The 18,554-nt window shown below is 61.6% G+C and carries 15 protein-coding genes; 6 read left to right on the top strand and 9 right to left on the bottom strand.

Translation table 11 applies throughout. The features are described 5' to 3' along the window. Positions 1 to 260: 260 nt before the first annotated feature. The 4 genes from ATH90_RS26175 to ATH90_RS26160 all read left to right on the top strand — a co-directional run bounded on the left by ATH90_RS26175 (position 261) and on the right by ATH90_RS26160 (position 7,325). On the top strand, positions 261 to 2,066 hold the full coding sequence (locus ATH90_RS26175; protein ID WP_034109700.1) for a phenylacyl-CoA dehydrogenase: 1,806 nt from the start codon (positions 261 to 263) through the stop codon (positions 2,064 to 2,066). A 208-nt stretch (positions 2,067 to 2,274) separates the two neighbouring features. After that, the gene (locus ATH90_RS26170; protein WP_098467471.1) at positions 2,275 to 3,564 is read left to right on the top strand and encodes a GGDEF domain-containing protein; all 1,290 of its coding nucleotides are present in this window, start codon (positions 2,275 to 2,277) and stop codon (positions 3,562 to 3,564) included. 90 nt (positions 3,565 to 3,654) lie between these two features. Beyond that, positions 3,655 to 5,424: an acyl-CoA dehydrogenase C-terminal domain-containing protein gene (locus tag ATH90_RS26165; protein ID WP_098467470.1), complete on the top strand. Its 1,770-nt coding sequence runs from the start codon at positions 3,655 to 3,657 to the stop codon at positions 5,422 to 5,424. Positions 5,425 to 5,546: 122 nt separating this feature from the next. Next, the gene (locus tag ATH90_RS26160; protein WP_069078421.1) at positions 5,547 to 7,325 is read left to right on the top strand and encodes an acyl-CoA dehydrogenase C-terminal domain-containing protein; all 1,779 of its coding nucleotides are present in this window, start codon (positions 5,547 to 5,549) and stop codon (positions 7,323 to 7,325) included. 226 nt (positions 7,326 to 7,551) lie between these two features. Here the strand turns inward: ATH90_RS26160 and ATH90_RS26155 are convergent, their stop codons facing one another. After that, positions 7,552 to 8,451, bottom strand: a complete 900-nt coding sequence (locus ATH90_RS26155; RefSeq protein WP_034109691.1) for a LysR family transcriptional regulator — start codon at positions 8,449 to 8,451, stop codon at positions 7,552 to 7,554. A gap of 209 nt (positions 8,452 to 8,660) precedes the next feature. On the opposite strand from ATH90_RS26155, the gene ATH90_RS26150 reads away from it, so the two are divergent. After that, entirely contained in the window at positions 8,661 to 9,929 is a 1,269-nt protein-coding gene (locus ATH90_RS26150; RefSeq protein WP_098467469.1) for an aspartate aminotransferase family protein, read from the top strand. A 184-nt stretch (positions 9,930 to 10,113) separates the two neighbouring features. Further along, complete coding sequence (locus ATH90_RS26145; RefSeq protein WP_003194776.1) at positions 10,114 to 10,272, top strand: YqaE/Pmp3 family membrane protein; 159 nt, start codon at positions 10,114 to 10,116, stop codon at positions 10,270 to 10,272. Between the two features lie 5 nt (positions 10,273 to 10,277). On the opposite strand, the gene pqqE is transcribed toward ATH90_RS26145, so the two are convergent. The 8 genes from pqqE to ATH90_RS26105 all read right to left on the bottom strand — a co-directional run bounded on the left by pqqE (position 10,278) and on the right by ATH90_RS26105 (position 18,544). Further along, the gene (gene pqqE, locus ATH90_RS26140; protein ID WP_052211157.1) at positions 10,278 to 11,408 is read right to left on the bottom strand and encodes a pyrroloquinoline quinone biosynthesis protein PqqE; all 1,131 of its coding nucleotides are present in this window, start codon (positions 11,406 to 11,408) and stop codon (positions 10,278 to 10,280) included. Then, positions 11,401 to 11,676, bottom strand: a complete 276-nt coding sequence (gene pqqD, locus ATH90_RS26135; protein ID WP_034109686.1) for a pyrroloquinoline quinone biosynthesis peptide chaperone PqqD — start codon at positions 11,674 to 11,676, stop codon at positions 11,401 to 11,403. Before pqqD ends, pqqE begins: the two co-directional genes overlap by 8 nt. Continuing rightward, positions 11,673 to 12,425, bottom strand: a complete 753-nt coding sequence (pqqC, locus tag ATH90_RS26130) for a pyrroloquinoline-quinone synthase PqqC (RefSeq protein WP_034109684.1) — start codon at positions 12,423 to 12,425, stop codon at positions 11,673 to 11,675. Before pqqC ends, pqqD begins: the two co-directional genes overlap by 4 nt. 11 nt (positions 12,426 to 12,436) lie before the next feature. Continuing rightward, positions 12,437 to 13,348, bottom strand: coding sequence for a pyrroloquinoline quinone biosynthesis protein PqqB (pqqB, locus tag ATH90_RS26125; protein WP_034109682.1), 912 nt, complete (start codon positions 13,346 to 13,348; stop codon positions 12,437 to 12,439). Positions 13,349 to 13,414: 66 nt separating this feature from the next. Further along, complete coding sequence (gene pqqA, locus ATH90_RS26120) at positions 13,415 to 13,489, bottom strand: pyrroloquinoline quinone precursor peptide PqqA (RefSeq protein WP_003194766.1); 75 nt, start codon at positions 13,487 to 13,489, stop codon at positions 13,415 to 13,417. 159 nt (positions 13,490 to 13,648) lie between these two features. Next, positions 13,649 to 15,997 carry a pyrroloquinoline quinone biosynthesis protein PqqF gene (gene pqqF, locus ATH90_RS26115; protein ID WP_098467468.1) on the bottom strand — a complete coding sequence of 783 codons (2,349 nt, stop codon included), beginning with the start codon at positions 15,995 to 15,997 and terminating at the stop codon, positions 13,649 to 13,651. A gap of 59 nt (positions 15,998 to 16,056) precedes the next feature. After that, positions 16,057 to 16,851, bottom strand: a complete 795-nt coding sequence (locus tag ATH90_RS26110; protein WP_034109679.1) for a carbon-nitrogen hydrolase family protein — start codon at positions 16,849 to 16,851, stop codon at positions 16,057 to 16,059. Positions 16,852 to 16,861: 10 nt separating this feature from the next. Then, the gene (locus ATH90_RS26105) at positions 16,862 to 18,544 is read right to left on the bottom strand and encodes a flavin monoamine oxidase family protein (RefSeq protein WP_098467721.1); all 1,683 of its coding nucleotides are present in this window, start codon (positions 18,542 to 18,544) and stop codon (positions 16,862 to 16,864) included. Positions 18,545 to 18,554 lie beyond the last annotated feature (10 nt).

Genomic DNA, 18,554 nt, shown 5'->3' with positions numbered 1-18,554 from the left:
ATTCGGTTCTACTCCTCGACCGCGACGCCTGTATCGCGGGCAAGCCAGCGGCTACAGCCCTGTTTCTCTCCTAATCTTACTGGTGGCATCTCGCCGCGGGCTTTGCCGTGCGCGCCATTGACCCACGTCATGACAAACGGCGGCTGGACGACGCTTGACATCCCCAGGTCGTAAACGTATGTTTCAAACACCTGTTTGACCGCTACAACACAAATCCACGCGGTTGTTCATTCCAGATACATCAGCAGAGGTTTATCGCTATGCCTGACTACAAGGCCCCCTTGCGTGATATTCGCTTCGTTCGTGACGAACTGCTTGGCTATGAAGCGCACTATCAGAGTCTGCCGGCTTGCCAGGACGCTACTCCGGACATGGTTGACGCCATTCTCGAAGAAGGCGCCAAGTTCTGTGAGCAAGTGCTGGCACCGCTGAACCGCGTGGGCGACATCGAAGGGTGCACCTGGAGTGAGTCAGGCGTTAAGACCCCGACAGGGTTCAAGGAAGCCTACAAACAATTCGTCGAAGGCGGCTGGCCAAGCCTGGCCCACGACGTAGCGCACGGCGGCCAAGGCCTGCCGGAATCCCTGGGCCTGGCGGTCAGCGAAATGGTTGGTACCGCCAACTGGTCGTGGGGCATGTACCCCGGCCTGTCCCATGGTGCGATGAACACCATTTCCGAGCACGGCACCCCTGAGCAGCAAGAGGCTTACCTGACCAAACTGGTGTCGGGTGAATGGACCGGCACCATGTGCCTGACCGAGCCACACTGTGGCACCGACCTGGGCATGCTGCGCACCAAGGCCGAACCTCAGGCCGATGGCTCCTACAAAATCTCCGGCACCAAGATCTTCATCTCGGCCGGCGAGCACGACATGGCCGACAACATCGTCCACATCGTACTGGCCCGCCTGCCGGACGCACCGGCGGGCACCAAAGGCATCTCGCTGTTCATCGTGCCGAAGTTCCTGCCAAACGCCGATGGCTCGATCGGTGAGCGCAACGCGGTGACCTGTGGTTCCCTGGAACACAAGATGGGCATCCACGGCAACGCCACCTGCGTGATGAACTTCGACGCGGCCACCGGTTTCCTGATCGGCCCGGCGAACAAAGGCCTGAACTGCATGTTCACCTTTATGAACACTGCTCGCCTGGGCACTGCGCTGCAAGGCCTGGCCCACGCCGAGGCTGGCTTCCAGGGTGGCCTGAAATATGCGCGTGACCGCCTGCAAATGCGTTCGCTGACCGGCCCGAAAGCACCGGAAAAAGCCGCTGACCCGATCATCGTGCACCCTGACGTGCGCCGCATGCTGCTGACCATGAAAGCCTTCGCCGAAGGCAACCGTGCGATGGTGTACTTCACCGCCAAGCAAGTGGACATCGTCAAATACGGTACCGACGACGAAGCCAAGAAACAGGCGGATGGCCTGCTGGCATTCATGACCCCGATCGCCAAGGCGTTCATGACCGAAGTCGGCTTTGAATCGGCCAACCACGGCGTGCAGATCTACGGCGGCCACGGTTTTATCGCCGAGTGGGGCATGGAGCAGAACGTTCGCGACAGCCGCATTTCGATGCTGTACGAAGGCACCACGGGCATCCAGGCCCTGGACCTGCTCGGCCGTAAAGTGCTGATGACCCAGGGCGAAGCGCTCAAGGGCTTCACCAAGATCGTGCACAAGTTCTGCCAGGCCAACGAAGGTAACGACGCCGTCAAAGAGTTCGTTGCACCGCTGGCTGCACTGAACAAAGAGTGGGGCGAGTTGACCATGAAGGTCGGCATGGCCGCGATGAAGGACCGCGAAGAGGTGGGTGCTGCCTCGGTGGACTACGTGATGTACTCCGGTTACGCCTGCCTGGCCTATTTCTGGGCCGACATGGCGCGCCTGGCGGCCGAGAAACTGGCCGCCGGCACCACCGAAGAAGCGTTCTACAACGCCAAGCTGCAGACTGCGCGCTTCTACTTCCAGCGCATCCTGCCGCGTACTCGCACTCACGTGGCCACCATGCTGTCGGGCGCCAACAACCTGATGGACATGAAAGAAGAAGACTTCGGCCTGGCTTACTAAGCCAAACCGGGTTCACTGCCAGAGCCGCCGCTCCTTCACGGGAGCGGCGGCTTTTTTGTGAGCGATAAAAAACCACAGTACAGCGCTCAGGGATTGCTTCCGGCTGCCGTTACAGTGATGGCAATGTGATACATGTGCGGCAGGGTGTGCTTAACTGTCCGCATCAAGGCACAGTGCCATCATTTTTTTGTGGGTCGGAGTTCTACCCTTGTCGCGCGTGTCCGCTGTACGGTTCAGTCACTTTCTACCTTCTTTGCTGCTTTTGCTGGCGGGGCTCTCGGCTGCGTACGTCAGGGACCTCAACGTCTTCTTCACCTCACTGTTCAATGTGTTGCCGACCCTGGTGCTGTTACTCGGCGGTTCGTACTGCGCGGTGTATCGCCGTCAGCGTGAACTGTTCCTGATGATCACGGTGTACATCGCCTACTTCCTGCTCGACACCCAGACCGACTTCTACCGCGACCACGGCCGCGTGCGCGACGACGCGGCGGTGGTGTTTCACTTGTGCTGCCTGCTGCTGCCGTTATTGTTCAGCATCTACGCGCTGTGGCAGGAGAAGACTCACCTGTTCCGTGACTTCGTCGCCCGTGGCGCAGTGTTGCTGGCGGTCGGCAGCGTGGCCTTGGCACTGGAGCAGAGTTATCCCCAGGCGGTGCTGAACTGGCTGGCGGAGATTCGCTGGCCGGCGCTGCATGGCAGCTGGATGAGCCTGATCCAGCTGTCGTACCCGATGTTCCTGATTGGTTTCCTGACCCTGGCGGCCCAATACTGGTACCAGCCGCGCCCGCTGCATGCGGCGCAATTGGTGGGGTTGCTGGGGATGTTCTGGATGTTGCCGCAGACGTTCATACTCCCGTTCACCCTGAACATCATGTGCAGCCAGGTGATGTTGATGATCGCCGCCGGCGTGGCCCATGAGGCTTATCAAATGGCCTTTCGCGATGAGCTGACCGGCTTGCCGGGGCGTCGCGCGTTGAATGAGCGCATGCAGCGCCTGGGGCGCAACTATGTGCTGGCGATGAGCGACGTCGACCACTTCAAGCGCTTCAACGATACCCATGGCCATGACGTCGGCGACCAGGTGCTGCGCCTGGTGGCGAGCAAGTTGTCCAAGGTCAACGGCGGCGGGCGGGCCTACCGCTATGGCGGTGAAGAGTTCGCCGTGGTGTTTGCCGGCAAGACGGTGGAGGAATGCCTGCCGCACCTGGAGGAGATCCGCGAAATCATCGCCGACTACGACATCAAGCTGCGCAACTCGGACCGTCCCCAGGATGACCAGCAGGGGCGCCAGCGTCGCTCGGGCAGCGGCGCCTCCAGCGTGTCGGTGACCATCAGCATTGGCGTGGCCGAACGCCAGGCCGAGCAGCGCACGCCGGAAGAGGTGCTCAAATCCGCCGACCAGGCGCTGTACGCCGCCAAGGGTGCCGGGCGTAACTGCGTGGTGGCAGCCGGGCAAACCCGCCGTGGCGCGGTGCGCATGGAGAGCGCTGCCGGTTGAGTGATAGCGGTGTATTCAGCGGTTCTACAGTGATTGTCCGAGGCAGTGGCTGGCAGTAGGTTGAAACCATCTGCTGACGGAGACATTGCCATGCCTGAGTACAAAGCTCCCCTTCGCGACATGCGCTTCCTGATCGACAACGTGTTTGATTTCCACGGTCACTACGCCGCATTGGGCGCGACCGATGCCAGCCCGGACATGGTCGGCGCGATCCTCGAGGAAGGCGCGAAGTTCTGCGAGAACGTGCTCGCACCGCTCAACCACAGTGGCGACGAAGAGGGCTGCCATTTCGACAATGGCGTGGTCACCACGCCCAAGGGCTTCAAGGAAGCCTTCGCCCAGTACGTGGAAGGCGGCTGGCACGGTGTGGCGGCGGATCCGGCTTACGGTGGCCAAGGCTTGCCGCAGTCACTGGGCCTGGTGCTCAGTGAGATGATCGGCTCCAGCAACACGTCGTGGGGCATGTACCCGGGGCTGACCCACGGTGCGATGTCGGCGATCCACGCCCATGGCACCGCTGAGCAGAAAGACATTTTTTTGAGCAAGCTGACGGCCGGCGAATGGACCGGCACCATGTGCCTCACCGAGGCGCACTGCGGCACCGACCTGGGCCTGATCAAGACCCGCGCCGTGCCCCAGGCTGATGGCAGCTATGCGGTCACCGGCAGCAAAATCTTCATCTCGGCCGGCGAGCACGGCATGAGCGCCAATATCATCCACCTGGTGCTGGCCAAGCTCCCGGATGCGCCGGCGGGCACCAAGGGCATCTCGCTGTTTATCGTGCCCAAGTTCCATGCCGACTCCGGCGAGCGCAATGCGGTGCACTGCGGTTCCATCGAACACAAGATGGGCATCAAGGGCTCGGCAACCTGCGTGCTGAACTTCGATGGCGCCAAGGGCTTCCTGATCGGCGAGGCAAACAAAGGCCTCAACTGCATGTTCACCATGATGAACCATGCGCGCCTGGGTACCGGCATGCAGGGCCTGTGCAACGGCGAGACAAGCTTCCAGGGGGCGATCAAGTACGCCAACGATCGCCTGCAAATGCGCTCGCTGACCGGCGCCAAGGCCCCGGAAAAAGCTGCCGACCCGATCATCGTGCACCCCGATGTGCGCCGCATGCTGCTGACCATGAAAGCCTTCAACGAAGGCAACCGCGCACTGGCCTACTTCACCGCGCAATTGCTCGACACCGCGCACCTGAGCAGCGACGCCACCCAGCGCCAGGACGCCGAAGACCTGCTGGCGTTTCTCACGCCCATCTGCAAAGCCTTTATGACCGATACCGGGCTGGAGGTGACCAACCACGGCATGCAGGTCTTCGGCGGCCACGGTTACATCCGCGAATGGGGCATGGAGCAACTGGCACGGGACGCGCGGATTGCACCGATCTATGAAGGCACCAATGGCATCCAGGCCCTCGACCTTCTTGGGCGCAAGGTATTGGGCAGCCAGGGCAAGTTGCTGCGCGGGTTTACCAAGCTCGTGCATAAGTTCTGTGGGGCCAATGCCGAGCACCCACAGCTCAAGGGATATGTGGCGCAGCTCAACCAACTCAACGGGGAGTGGGGCGAACTGACCACTCAAGTCGGCATGGCGGCGATGAAAAACCCCGATGAAGTCGGCGCGGCGGCTGTGGATTACCTGATGTACAGCGGCTACGTCATTCTCGCCTACCTGTGGGTGCGCATGGCGATCGCCGCCCTTGAGCAACAGGACGCCGACTTCGCCAAGGCCAAGCTCGCCACGTGTGACTTCTACTTCAAGCGCCTGCTCCCGCGTACCGCTACCCACCGCGCGGCGGTGGAGGCGGGCAGCGAATGCCTGATGAGTCTGCCCGCGGAGGCATTTTCGCTGTGATGACTTAAAAATACCTATCAGTCACAAGTAGACCCTATGTGTCTTAAAAGTTGTTCGGGTACACTCGGGGCCTGTAAAACCGATCCTACCGAATCACTTTTCACGTTCTCACGAGGTTTGCCATGGCTGATTACAAAGCGCCGTTGCGTGATATGCGCTTCGTCCTCAACGAAGTATTTGAGGTCGCCAAGACTTGGGCCCAATTGCCGGCATTGGCAGACACCGTTGACGCCGAAACCGTAGAGGCCATCCTCGAAGAAGCCGGCAAGGTCACCGCCAAGTCCATCGCCCCGCTCAGCCGCGGCGGCGATGAACAGGGTTGCCGCTGGGATAACACTGCGGTGTTTACACCGGACGGTTACCCACAGGCCTACAAAACCTACGCTGAAGGTGGCTGGGTAGGGGTCGGTGGCGATCCGGTCTTCGGTGGCATGGGCATGCCCAAGGCCGTGTCGGCCCAGGTCGAAGAGATGATTAACTCTTCGAGCCTGGCGTTCGGCTTGTACCCGATGCTGACCTCCGGCGCCTGCGTGTCGATCAATACCCACGCCAGCGAAGACCTCAAGGCCGCCTACCTGCCGAAGATGTATTCCGGTGAATGGGCCGGCTCCATGTGCCTGACCGAGGCTCACGCCGGTACCGACCTGGGGATTATCCGCACCAAGGCTGAACCACAGGCGGACGGGTCCTACACCATCAGCGGCACCAAGATCTTTATCACCGGTGGTGAACACGACCTCACCGAAAACATCATCCACTTGGTGCTGGCCAAGTTGCCGGACGCGCCGGCGGGTCCCAAGGGTATTTCCCTGTTCCTGGTGCCGAAGTTCATGGTCAATGCCGACGGCAGCCTGGGTGCACGTAACGCGGTGAGCTGTGGTTCCATCGAGCACAAGATGGGTATCCAGGCGTCGGCCACCTGCGTGATGAACTTCGACGCAGCGGTGGGTTACCTGGTGGGCGAGCCGAACCGTGGGTTGGCGGCGATGTTCACGATGATGAATTACGAGCGTCTCGGTGTGGGCATCCAGGGCCTGGCATCCGGCGAGCGCTCCTACCAGAACGCGATTGAATACGCGCGCGACCGCGTCCAAAGCCGTGCACCCACTGGCGCCCAAGCCAAAGACAAAGTGGCCGACCCGATCATCGTGCACCCGGATGTGCGTCGCATGCTGCTGACCATGAAGGCCGCGAATGAAGGCGGTCGGGCGTTCTCCACCTACGTGGCGACGCAACTGGACATCGCCAAGTTCAGCGACGACGCTGCTGCCCGCGAGCGTGCGGATAACCTGGTGGCGTTGCTGACACCGGTGGCCAAGGCTTTCCTGAGCGACCTGGGCCTGGAAACCACGGTACTGGGCCAGCAGGTGTTTGGCGGCCACGGTTACATTCGCGAGTGGGGCCAGGAGCAACTGGTGCGGGACGTGCGCATCACCCAAATCTACGAAGGCACTAACGGTATCCAGGCGCTGGACCTGATGGGGCGCAAGATCGTCGGCAGCGACGGAGCGTTCTACCGCTTGTTCGCCGATGAGATCCGCGCGTTCATTGCCTCGGCGGGTGCCGAGCTGGCTGAATTCACCAAACCACTGAGTTCGGCGGTGGATGACTTGGATGAGTTGACCGCCTGGGTGCTGGACCGCGCCAAGACCAACCCGAATGAAATCGGCGCAGCATCGGTGGAATACCTGCACGCCTTTGGCTACATGGCCTATGCCTACATGTGGGCACGCATGGCCAAGGCTGCGTTGGGCAAGGAGGCTGAAGACAACTTCTATGCCAGCAAGCTGGGCACGGCGCGCTTCTACTTCGCCCGCCTGTTGCCCCGTATTCATTCGCTGAGTGCGTCGGTAAAAGCCGGTAGCGAATCACTGTTTTTGCTGGATGAAGCCCTGTTTTAAGGACTTGGAGGGCGTGTAAGCATTCTCTTACATGACGTGCTGCTATTCGTCCTCTATCGCCACATTGGATCCACGGATAATCTACTTCACATGGACGTCGCGCAGGAAGCGCAAAGCAACAACACGGACACGTAGGATTCTGCCAGGATGGCGGAGTGAAATGGATGTCAGGGAAACAGTCTGCAAAACCCCGCTTCGGCGGGGTTTTCTTTTGCCTGCGAAAAAGTCAGGCGGGCGCCTGCGGGGCATTCATCACGTCTTCCAGCAAGGTGCGCAGCAACGCTACCGTCGCCTGCTGGCGCTGCACATCTCGGCACACCAGGCCCACTTTCAGCGGTACCCTGGGTTCGCTCAAGGGTTTCCACAGCAGCAACTGGCTGTTGTGTTCGTCCTGGGAGCGCCCCGGCAGCACAGTCGCCAGTTTTGTGTGAGGCAGGCTGTCGAGAATCCCCACCATGGTATTGAGTTCTGCCTGCACCTGCGGGCGCCGTCCGAGGTTGGACAGTTGGCCCTGCCAGATCTGCCTGACCTGAAACTCTTCCCCCAGCAGTAACATCGGCAATTCAGCCGCCTGTTTCAGCGAGACTTTCTTGAACTCCCGCAAGGGATGGTCCTCGGGGATGACCACTTTCAGCTCGTCTTCATACAACAACACGCCGTGCAATCCCGGCTGGCGCGGTGGCAAGTAGCTGATGCCAATATCCAGCGAACCGTTGAGCAGCCGCCGTTCAATTTCAAGCCCGGTCAATTCGTAGATCTGTACCACCAAGTGCGGCTGGGCCTTGCGCACGCGCTCGAGCATCTGCGGGACCAGGCTGGTGTGCACGGTTTGCAGCACGCCGATGGCGAGGGTGCGCATCGCCTGGCCCTTGAAGTTGCGCAGCGCTTCGATCGCCTGTTGCATGCCATCGATCAGTGGCAGGGCATGGTTGTACAGCGTATGCGCCGCCAATGTCGGCAGCAGACGCTTGCTGCTGCGTTCGAACAGGCTCACGTCGAGGTTCTGTTCCAACTGGCGAATCTGTTGCGACAGTGCTGGTTGCGAGATCGACAGACGCTCTGCCGCACGGCCTACGTGGCCTTCCTCGTACACCGCGACGAAATAACGCAGTTGCTTGAAATCCATAAGACTTACTTATCGAAAAAGCTGGAAAAACGAAATGGCTGTTGGCCCCCGAGACGCCTAGTCTAGCGGCTATTCGCAGGGCTTACAGGGCCGGATCGGGCAATGAACAGTGTTTATGTTGATAGCGTTTACATAGGCAAGGCAAACAATCTTTACTCACGACAGATGGCCTGTACCGACCAAGGTCCGGTTGCCAGCGGGGTGAAGATGTGAACCTGTTCAATATGCGTCGCCCCGCGCCCAGCCTGGATGACTTGATCCTGGATACCCCGCGCGGCAGTCATTCCAGTGAGTCGCTGATGCCGACTGTGGCGCGGCCGGCTCAGGTATTTGTGCGCGGCCAGGGCTCATGGCTATGGGACAGCGACGACCGTGCCTACCTGGACTTCAACCAGGGCGCCGCCGCCAATAGCCTCGGCCACAGCCCGCAGGTGTTGATCAAAGCGTTGGCCGACCAGACCCAGGCGCTGATCAATCCGGGCAACACCCTGCATAACCGCACCCAACTCAACCTCGTCGATCGGCTGTGCCATTGCACCGGCAGTGACCAGGCCTACCTGCTCAACAGCGGTGCCGAAGCCTGCGAAGCCGCGATCAAGCTGGCACGCAAGTGGGGCCAACTGCATCGCGGCGGCGCCTACCGCATCATCAGCGCGAGCAATGGTTGCCACGGCCGCAGCTTCGCGGCGATGTCGGCCTCGGCGAGCGACCGCGCCAATCGCTTCGAACCGCAACTACCCGGCTTCAGCCATGTGCCGTTCAACGATCTGCCGGCCTTGCACGCCGCAGTTGATGCGCAGACCGTCGCGATCATGCTGGAGCCGATCCAGGGCGAAGCCGGCGTGATCCCCGCGACGGAGCACTATCTCAAAGGTGTCGAGCGCCTGTGCCGCGAACTGGGGATCCTGCTGATTCTCGACGAGGTGCAAACCGGTATTGGCCGCTGCGGCACCTTGCTCGCCGAACAGCATTATGGCGTACGTGCCGACATCATCACCCTCGGCAAAGGCTTGGGCGGCGGCGTGCCCCTGGCAGCGCTGCTGGCGCGCGGCACTGCCTGTTGCTTTGAGGTAGGCGAACTGGAAGGCACCCATCATGGCAATGCACTGATGGCGTCGGCCGGCGTTGCCGTGCTGGATGCCGTGTTGGAACACGGCTTCCTGGAGCAGGTGCGTGAGTCTGGCCTTTACCTTGGCGAAGGCCTCGCTCGCCTGGCCTATCGCTACGACCACGGGCCATTGCGCGGGCACGGCTTGATGTGGGGCCTGACGTTTTCGGATGATTCCGCGGACGCTGTCGTGAAAGCGGCCTTGCACGAAGGACTGATCATCAACGCCCCGCAACCTAACTGCCTGCGCTTCACCCCGGCGCTGACGATCAGCAAGAGCAACATCGATGAAATGCTCCTGCGCCTGGCCCGCGCCTTCGCGCGCGTGCGCACCGCACAGTTGCAATGCCGCAAGGGCATCGCCGTTTAAACCCTATTCCTGAACCGTCTCGCGGTATACGCGGCGCCTCCGGCCTGATTCTTTCGGCTGGGGGCGTTTTTTTGCCTGTTCAACAACGATAGATGGCCCAACGCCAGATCCCAGTGAACCCTTACGAACGGCCAATGTCGATTAGCTACACGGCTCACACGAGCCGATTTTTTGGAGCTTACCCATGGACATCATTCGTATCATCATCGCCATTCTGCTGCCGCCACTGGGTGTGTTCCTGCAAGTGGGCTTCGGCGGCGCGTTCTGGCTGAATATTCTGCTGACCCTGTGCGGTTACTTCCCCGGCATCATTCACGCGGTGTACATCATCGCCAAGCGCTGAGGCAGTCAGCCTTTTGCGATGAGCCGTGAGTTGCGCTCATTGCGAAAGGCCAGTTGCTCAATGGTCTGGGTGGCATGTTCGGCGTCTTCCCGCGCTTGCAGGATGATGCCGTGCTGCTCGGACTTGCTGCACACCGGGTCGGCATTACTCGCGTCCCCCGTGAGCATGAAGGCCTGGCAACGGCAGCCGCCGAAGTCCTTCTCTTTTTCATCGCAGGAACGGCATGGCTCGGGCATCCAGTCGTAGCCGCGAAAGCGATTGAAACCAAACGAGTCGTACCAGATGTGCTGCATGCTGTGGTCGCGCACGTTCGGAAATTGCACCGGCATCTGTCGGGCGCCGTGACAGGGCAGGGCCGTGCCGTCGGGTGTCACCGTCAGAAAGATACTGCCCCAGCCGTTCATGCAGGCTTTCGGGCGCTCTTCGTAGTAATCCGGTGTAACGAAGATCAGCTTGCACGGGTGGCCCTCGGCCTCGAGCTTGGCGCGGTATTCATTGGTGATGCGTTCGGCGCGCACCAGTTGTTCCTGGGTCGGCAATAGCCCCACACGATTGAGCTGCGCCCAGCCATAGAACTGGCACGTGGCGAGTTCGACAAAGTCCGCTTCCAACGCGATGCACAGTTCGATAATGCGGTCGATCTTGTCGATATTGTGCCGATGGGTGACGAAGTTCAGCACCATCGGGTAGCCATGGGCTTTCACCGCGCGGGCCATTTCCAACTTCTGCGCGAAGGCTTTTTTCGAGCCGGCCAGCAGGTTGTTGACCTGTTCGTCGCTGGCCTGGAAGCTGATCTGGATATGGTCGAGGCCGGCCTTCTTGAAGTCGCTGATTTTCTGTTCAGTCAGGCCGATGCCCGACGTGATCAAGTTGGTATAGAACCCCAGCTTGCGCGCCTCGGCGATCAGCTCGGCAAGGTCTTGGCGCACCAGCGGCTCTCCACCGGAAAAGCCCAATTGCGCGGCCCCCATCTCGCGGGCTTCACGAAACACCTTGAACCACTGCTCGGTAGTCAGCTCCTTGCCCTGCTCGGCAAAGTCCAGCGGGTTGGAGCAGTACGGGCATTGCAACGGACAGCGGTAGGTCAGCTCGGCCAGCAACCACAGCGGCAGGCCGATGGCAGGCTTGTCAGGCAAGGGTGATCCAGTGCTCAGCACGGGCGACCTCCATGAATTGCTCGATGTCTTCGCCGAGCTCTGGCACGCCAGGGAATTGTTTATCCAGCTCGGCGATGATCGCTGCCACGTCGCGCTCGCCGTCGATCAACCCGCCGATCAGCGCGGCGCTGTCGTTGAGCTTGATCATGCCCTCGGGGTAGAGCAGCACGTGACCCTTTTGCGCGGGCTCATACTGGTAACGGTAGCCCTGGCGCCAGGCCGGTATTCTGCTGCGATCAAAGCTCATAGGGTGATCCCTTTATGCCACACCCGCTGCTCGGTCACGCTGTGATACGGCGGGCGTTTGAGTTCGTAGGCCATGCTCATGGCATCGAGCATGCTCCAGAGAATGTCCAGTTTGAACTGGAGAATTTCCAGCATGCGCTCCTGGCCCTCACGCGTAGTGTAGTGCTGCAGGGTGATCGCCAACCCGTGTTCCACATCGCGGCGAGCCTGGCCCAGGCGCGTGCGGAAATATTCATAACCGGTTGGGTCGATCCACGGGTAATGCTGCGGCCAGCTGTCGAGGCGCGATTGGTGGATCTGCGGTGCGAACAGCTCGGTCAGCGAGCTGCTGGCGGCTTCTTGCCAGCTGGCGCGACGGGCGAAGTTGACGTACGCATCTACCGCAAAACGCACGCCGGGCAACACCAGTTCCTGGGAGCGCAGTTGCTCGGGGTCGAGGCCGACCGCCTGGCCCAGGCGCAGCCAGGCTTCGATACCGCCGTCCTCACCCGGGGCGCCATCGTGATCGAGCAGGCGCTGGATCCACTCACGGCGGATCTCCCGGTCCGGACAGTTGGCCAGGATCGCGGCGTCTTTGAGCGGGATGTTCACCTGATAGTAGAAACGGTTGGCGACCCAGCCCTGGATTTGCTCGCGGGTGGCGCGGCCTTCGTACATCGCCACGTGATACGGGTGATGAATATGGTAGAAGGCGCCCTTGGCCTTAAGGGCTGCTTCGAATTCAGCGGGGGTCAACGGCGTATCAGTCATTTCGGTCGCTCCTACAGTTCAATGCTCATGCCGTCGTAAGCCACTTCGACATTGCGCCGCACCAGTTCCGCTCGCTCGGGGGAGTCTTCATCAAGGATCGGGTTGGTGTTGTTGATGTGGATAAGTACCTTGCGCTGCTTGGGCAACTGCGCGAGCACTTCGAGCATGCCACCGGGGCCGTTTTGCGCCAGGTGGCCCATCTCGCGCCCCGTGCGGGTGCCGACGCCACGGCGCTGCATTTCATCGTCGTCCCACATCGTGCCGTCCACCAGCAGGCAGTCGCTGCCGGCCATGATGTCCAGCAGTGGCGCGTCGACTTTGCCCAGGCCTGGGGCGTAGAACAGCTTGCCGCCGGTGCGCAGGTCTTCGACGATCAGGCCGATGTTGTCGCCAGGGTGCGGGTCGAAGCGGTGCGGCGAGTAGGGCGGCGCGGCGCTGCGCAAGGGCAACGGGGTAAAGCGCAGGTTGGGGCAGGCCGGGACGGTGAAGCTGGCGTCCAGTTCGATACGGTTCCAGGCCAGGCCGCCGTTCCAGTGGGTGAGCATGGTGAACAGCGGGAAGCCGGTGCTGAGGTCTTCATGGACCATGTCGGTGCACCACACCTGGTGCGGGCAACCCTCGCGCAGGCTCAACAGGCCGGTGGTGTGGTCGATCTGGCTGTCCATCAGGATGATCGCGCTGATGCCGGTATCGCGCAGGGCACGTCCGGGTTGCATCGGTGCGAAGCCCTGGAGTTGCGCGCGGATATCCGGCGAGGCATTGCACAGCACCCAGTTCACGCCATCGTCGGAGATCGCGATGGACGACTGGGTACGCGCCTGGGCCCGCAGGCTGCCATCACGAAAACCTGCGCAGTTCACGCAGTTGCAGTTCCACTGCGGGAAACCACCGCCGGCGGCGGAACCTAGAATCTGGACAAACATGGTCGCTCCATCAAGCTCAAAACAAAAACGCCCCGGGCGAACCGAGGCGTTGTATTACCCAGCCGATTAACGGCTGGCGAAGTACATGGTGACTTCGAAACCAATACGCAGATCAGTGTAAGCAGGTTTGGACCAGGTCATATTCTTACTCCTACGAAGGGATGGGACGTTTACTACTACGTAATACATATAGTCCACCTCCAGTCGGAGATGTTCAGATGTGTGCGTAGGAATGTTACTCAATTCTTTTCAAGTTAGCGCTGTCTTGGTGGAAAAAGCCTTTTGCAGGGCCGGCAATGATCAGCCGGCTGCTTGCCAGGTCGCCGACGTGCGCGGGCCGTTGGCCACGCAGCGCCATCCGCCTGCGGCGGCTTCCACTTGCTGGGCGGCAAGCTGCAACGCTTCCCGTGTACAGGTTTGGATGTGAGCTTGAAGGTGAGCCAGGTAACCCGACGAATGGCCCGCCAAATGGGCGTGCCACAGCAGTTCGGCGGCCTGGGCGTTGGGCAGCGTCTGCGTTGAGAACTGCTGCGCCAGAGCCTGGTTGCCCAGTTCTTCACTGTTGTCGATCAGCGTCGGCAGTTGCTTCAGGAAGGTCTGCAGGTGATCGACGATGCCTGAAAGGGACACGTTGGGGGATTGCACGCCGAATAGCAGGCCGGTCTGGCCGTTTATCTGTCGGATGCCGCTGAATACGGCGTAGCCGATTTGCAGCTCTACCCGCAGGCGCTGGTAGAAGGGGCCTTGAAGCAGATGGCCGAGCAGTCGCCATGCGGCCTCGTCCGCCAGGGCTTGGCTCGGTGCCGGGCAAAACAGCAGCAGGGCGGCTTCGTTTGCGTCGGTTTCCACCTCATGCCAGATGCGTTGGCCGCTGAGGGATGGCTGCACCTGATTGAGGTTCGTGGTTTGCCCTGGCAGGCGGGCCGCCGCCGTCTTGATCGCGGCTTCCTGCGCTGCAGAGAAACCCATTCCCAGGCCTTGCCAGCGCGCGGTGGCCCAGGATGCCGGTTCGGGCGTGCGAGCGCTGCAGCAAGCGGGCAGTGCCTTGAGCAATGTTCGGATGGCGATCATGGGGGGCGCGACGGCCTGGGCTTCCTGCGGTTGGGCCAGGCGTTGCGCCAATACCTCCAGCACGGCTGGAATAGGCTCCTGTAGCCCGACCATCCTCACCAGCCCGTCATTGCCCAGGCGTTCGAGCGACAAGTCGACGCCCGCCTGACGGGCATTTTCGCGCAACGACTGCACTGCGCTTTCCAGGCCGGGCGGGGCGGACTGCCAGTGCAGGTACAGCGCACCTTCTTCACTGTCACCCGCCAATGCCTGGCTGAAAGCCAGCGCCGATACCTCACGACGCCCTCGGGAGCGATCCTGGGCAAAGGTGCGCAACCCTCGGTGGGCGCTGGTCTGGCCGCGAATCAGGCCGGCGCGTTCTGCGTTGACCGGCGGGCGCAGGAACGGATTGCTCGGCGGCAGTTGCCACGTGTGCCCGGAGGGCGGCAGGCGCAGCGCGTCGAGCATGGCCTTGAGGTCGATGACGGCCTGTTCCGACAGCGCCTCGCTGTTGTGCCGGGCCAGCGCCAGGGCGCCTAGGGTCTGCTGTTGGCGAGCCGCCAGCAAGGCAAACTCTTCGCGCAAGGCGGTCCAATCGCTGTGTGCGAAGAAGCTCAACCAGTCGTGCAGCAACGCCTCGATCTGCGTCGCCGACTCAACGGGGTTGCTGAGTGTAAAGTCGATGTCCAGCACCGCCTGGCCGGCAAAGTGATACAGCACAGACGCCTGCAGTGCGCTGCCCAGTTGTCGCGTCTTGAGTTCGGCCAGCAGCCCGCCGGGTGCCGAGGCACTGAGCCAGGTGCAGAGGAATTCCAGTGATTCACGGGGCGCGTTACACGTGATGACGTGGTGCAAGTGATTATTGGCGATGTGCTGATAGCTTGGTGCTTGGCCCTGCATCAATGCCGGTGGTGCAGACTGTGGACGCAGGGGCCCTGAGGTCAGTTGCTCGCTGAACTGCTGCGCCAGGCCTTCCAGCGCTTGCAGCGGTTGAGGGCCCGCCAGGCTCAAGGTCATCTGCCCACTCTGATAAAACTGCGTGTGGAAGTCCCGCAGCGCCTGCTGAAATGCCTCACGCTCCACTGGCAGGCTGTCGCGATTGCCTGCATGAAACCCCCGCAACGGGTGATCAGCCGCCAGCCCTTCCAACAACGCGACCTGCTGCTGCGCCTTCGCATCCTGGGACCAGGCGACAAACTCGGCGTGCAGCACTTCGCGCTCGCGCAATTGATCCTCAAGCGTCAGGCGTGGGTGGGCGAGCATATCCACCAACCGCTCCAGCCCACCGGCAAACGTCACAACTGGCAGTTCAAAGAAGAAGTCCGTGGTGCGCTCACCGGTGCTGGCATTGACCTGGCCGCCATGACGCTGCACGTAGGTCATCAACCCGTCATTCGTGGGAAAGCGCTCGGTTCCGAGGAACAGCAGATGCTCGAGGAAATGCGCCAGCCCCGGCCATGCCAGCGGCACGTCATGGCTGCCGGCCGCTACCCTTAGCACTGCTGCGCACCGCTTCAAACGCGGCGCGTGCTGCAAGGAAACCCGCAGGCCGTTGGCCAGGGTCAGATGAAGGTGATGGGGGTGGGCCGGCGCAGGCATGGGCACTTCCGAAACGTAGGATGTGACCATGTTATCAAACCGCTCGCCCACCGGCAGGATCAGGGCTTGTGCAGCGCGCCGTACAACTCGGGGCGACGGTCTTGCAGGTAGTGATTGGCAGCACGGGCGTCGAGTATCGACTGGCGATCCAGCTCCCCGACGATCAGGGCTTCATCCAGGCCGGCCTGTGCAATGCGCTGGCCATTCGGCGCGGCGATGCTGCTTTGCCCGCAGTACTGGATCTCGCCTTCGTGCCCACAGTAATTGGCGTAGGCCACATAACACTGGTTTTCGAAGGCCCGTGCACGCACGGTGACATCGGCGACAAAGTCGAACGGCACCATGTTGGCGGTGGGCACCAGGATCACTTCGGCGCCGGCCAGGGCCAGGCGCCGGGTGTTTTCCGGGAACTCCAGGTCGTAGCAGATCAGGAAACCGAGCTTCCAGCCGTTGAGTTCCACCAGCGGGAAATCATCCTCGCCGGCACTGAACATCGAGTGGTCCAGGTCGCCAAACAGGTGAGTCTTGCGGTAGTTGCACAAGCGCCGGCCGTGAGCGTCGATCAACTGCACGGCGTTGTAGATCTGGCCATCCTCGGCCCGTTCCGGGTAGCCGTAGAGAATCGCCAGCCCGGCACTTTTGGCCAGTTCGCCAATCGCCTGCGCCGACGGTCCGTCCTGTGCCTCGGCCAGCGCGCCAACAGCCTCGGCGCCGATGTTGTAGCCGCTCAGGAACATCTCCGGCAACACCAGCACATCGGCGCCAGACGCCTCATGCGCCAATGGGTGCAGGCGCTTGAGGTTGCCGGCCACGTCCAGCGGCAGCGGTGGGCATTGGTACAGGGCAACGCGCATGCTCAACTCCTTAATCGGCCAGGGCGATCGGCCCGATTTCATCGAATACATCGCCCGGCCCTGGGTTCTCCGGGTGAGTGCTGCCACCGAAGTGAGTCATGATGCCCCACACCGCGTTCAGCGAGGTTTGTACCGCGCCTTCCACCCAGGCGGGGGTCCAGGACACATCGTCACCGGCAATAAAGATCCCGCGTTGTTCGGCGGGCATGTCCTTCTGCATGAAGTGCGCATACATCCGCTGGTTGTAGCGATAGTGACCCGGCAACGCGCCCTTGAACGCCCCGAGGAAGTGCGGATCGGCTTCCCAGGACACGGTGATCGGGTCACCGATAATGCGCGCTTTGATATCGACTTTCGGGTAGATCTTCTTCAGCGCATCCAGCGCCAGCTTCACACGCTTGTCGATGGGCTGCGGCAGCATTTTCAGGGCGTCGCTCATCCACGAGTAAGACAGGCAGATCACCCCCGGCTTATCGTCACCGTTATCGAACAGGTAGGTGCCACGGGTCAGGCGATCGGTGAGGGTCATGCTCATCAGGTCGCGGCCGGTTTCCGGGTCTTTGTCCTTCCAGAACGGGCGGTCGACCATTACAAAGGTTTTCGACGATTGCATGTAGCGCGTGCGGTCCAGGGCCATCCACATCTTTTGCGAGAACAGGGTTTCGTCACATTCGATCTGGGTGGTCAACAGCCAGCTCTGACAGGTAGTCAGCACGGCCGCGTACTCGCGGGTGTCACCATAGTTGTCGGTAACGGCAAAGCGGCCATCAGCCGCGTGGGCAATGCGTTTCACCCCGGCGCGGGGCGCGCCGCGGTGCAGCGAACTGAGGCTGGTGCCGGCCGGCCAGTGGGCGCATCGCTCCGGTACATGGCGCCAGATGCCCATCGGCACCTGGGCAACGCCGCCGACCACCAGGTGTTGGTGGTCGTCGCAGTTGGTCATCACCACGCGGAAGATTTCCAGCATCGAGTTGGGGAAGTCCGAGTCCCAGCCGCCGGTGCCGAACCCCACCTGGCCGAACACTTCGCGATGATGAAACGACAACTTCGCGAACGCCTTGGACGTGGCGACGAAGTCATAGAAGGTGCGGTCGTCCCACAGCGGCACCAGCGTGTTCCACAGCGCTTTGAGGCGCGGCACGTCGCGGTCGCGGATGGCCTGCTGGATATCCCCGAACTGTGAACCGGCTTCCAGGGCATCCGCCCAGGCGTCAGCCACTTCCTGGAACAGTACCGGCAAGTCGGAGAGCTTTTGTGCGTAGTGGGTCTGGCCTTCGAGGTCGATCACCGTGCTGCCGGACGCTGGGGTCAGCGGGTTGGGGAACGGTTTGGTTTCCAGGCCAAGCTTGTCCACGTAGTGGTAGAACGCGGTGGACGACACCGGGAAGCGCATGCCACCCAGCTCGGCGATGATGCCTTCTGCGCCCTCAAACGCCTGGGAGCGCAGGCGCCCGCCCATTTTCGAGGCCTCGTACACCACTGGCTTAAGGCCCAGTTTCATCAGCTCGTAAGCGGCAACAAGCCCTGCAATCCCGGCACCGACGATCGCCACTTCGGCACCATGCTGGGCGGATGGAATGCTGCCCAGCCCGGCTGGATGCTCGATCCAGTCATCGAAGGCAAACGGAAAGTCCGGGCCAAAGATGGTGATGGGTTTCTTGCCGTCGGCGGGGTGGCGATTGGTCTTGCTGATGGTGCTGGAC

The organism is Pseudomonas lurida, assembly GCF_002563895.1.
GTDB classification, from domain to species: domain Bacteria; phylum Pseudomonadota; class Gammaproteobacteria; order Pseudomonadales; family Pseudomonadaceae; genus Aquipseudomonas; species Aquipseudomonas lurida.
Note: the sequence above shows the minus strand (reverse complement) of the source record. Positions and strands in the feature narration are given on the sequence as shown.

Coding starts and splice junctions, on each gene's coding strand:
- ATH90_RS26175 (WP_034109700.1), top strand. CDS start 261: ATGCCTGACTACAAGGCCCCCTTGCGTGATATTCGCTTCGTTCGTGAC.
- ATH90_RS26165 (WP_098467470.1), top strand. CDS start 3,655: ATGCCTGAGTACAAAGCTCCCCTTCGCGACATGCGCTTCCTGATCGAC.
- ATH90_RS26160 (WP_069078421.1), top strand. CDS start 5,547: ATGGCTGATTACAAAGCGCCGTTGCGTGATATGCGCTTCGTCCTCAAC.
- ATH90_RS26155 (WP_034109691.1), bottom strand. CDS start 8,451: ATGGATTTCAAGCAACTGCGTTATTTCGTCGCGGTGTACGAGGAAGGC.
- ATH90_RS26145 (WP_003194776.1), top strand. CDS start 10,114: ATGGACATCATTCGTATCATCATCGCCATTCTGCTGCCGCCACTGGGT.
- pqqD (WP_034109686.1), bottom strand. CDS start 11,676: ATGAGCTTTGATCGCAGCAGAATACCGGCCTGGCGCCAGGGCTACCGT.
- pqqC (WP_034109684.1), bottom strand. CDS start 12,425: ATGACTGATACGCCGTTGACCCCCGCTGAATTCGAAGCAGCCCTTAAG.
- pqqB (WP_034109682.1), bottom strand. CDS start 13,348: ATGTTTGTCCAGATTCTAGGTTCCGCCGCCGGCGGTGGTTTCCCGCAG.
- pqqF (WP_098467468.1), bottom strand. CDS start 15,997: ATGCCTGCGCCGGCCCACCCCCATCACCTTCATCTGACCCTGGCCAAC.
- ATH90_RS26110 (WP_034109679.1), bottom strand. CDS start 16,851: ATGCGCGTTGCCCTGTACCAATGCCCACCGCTGCCGCTGGACGTGGCC.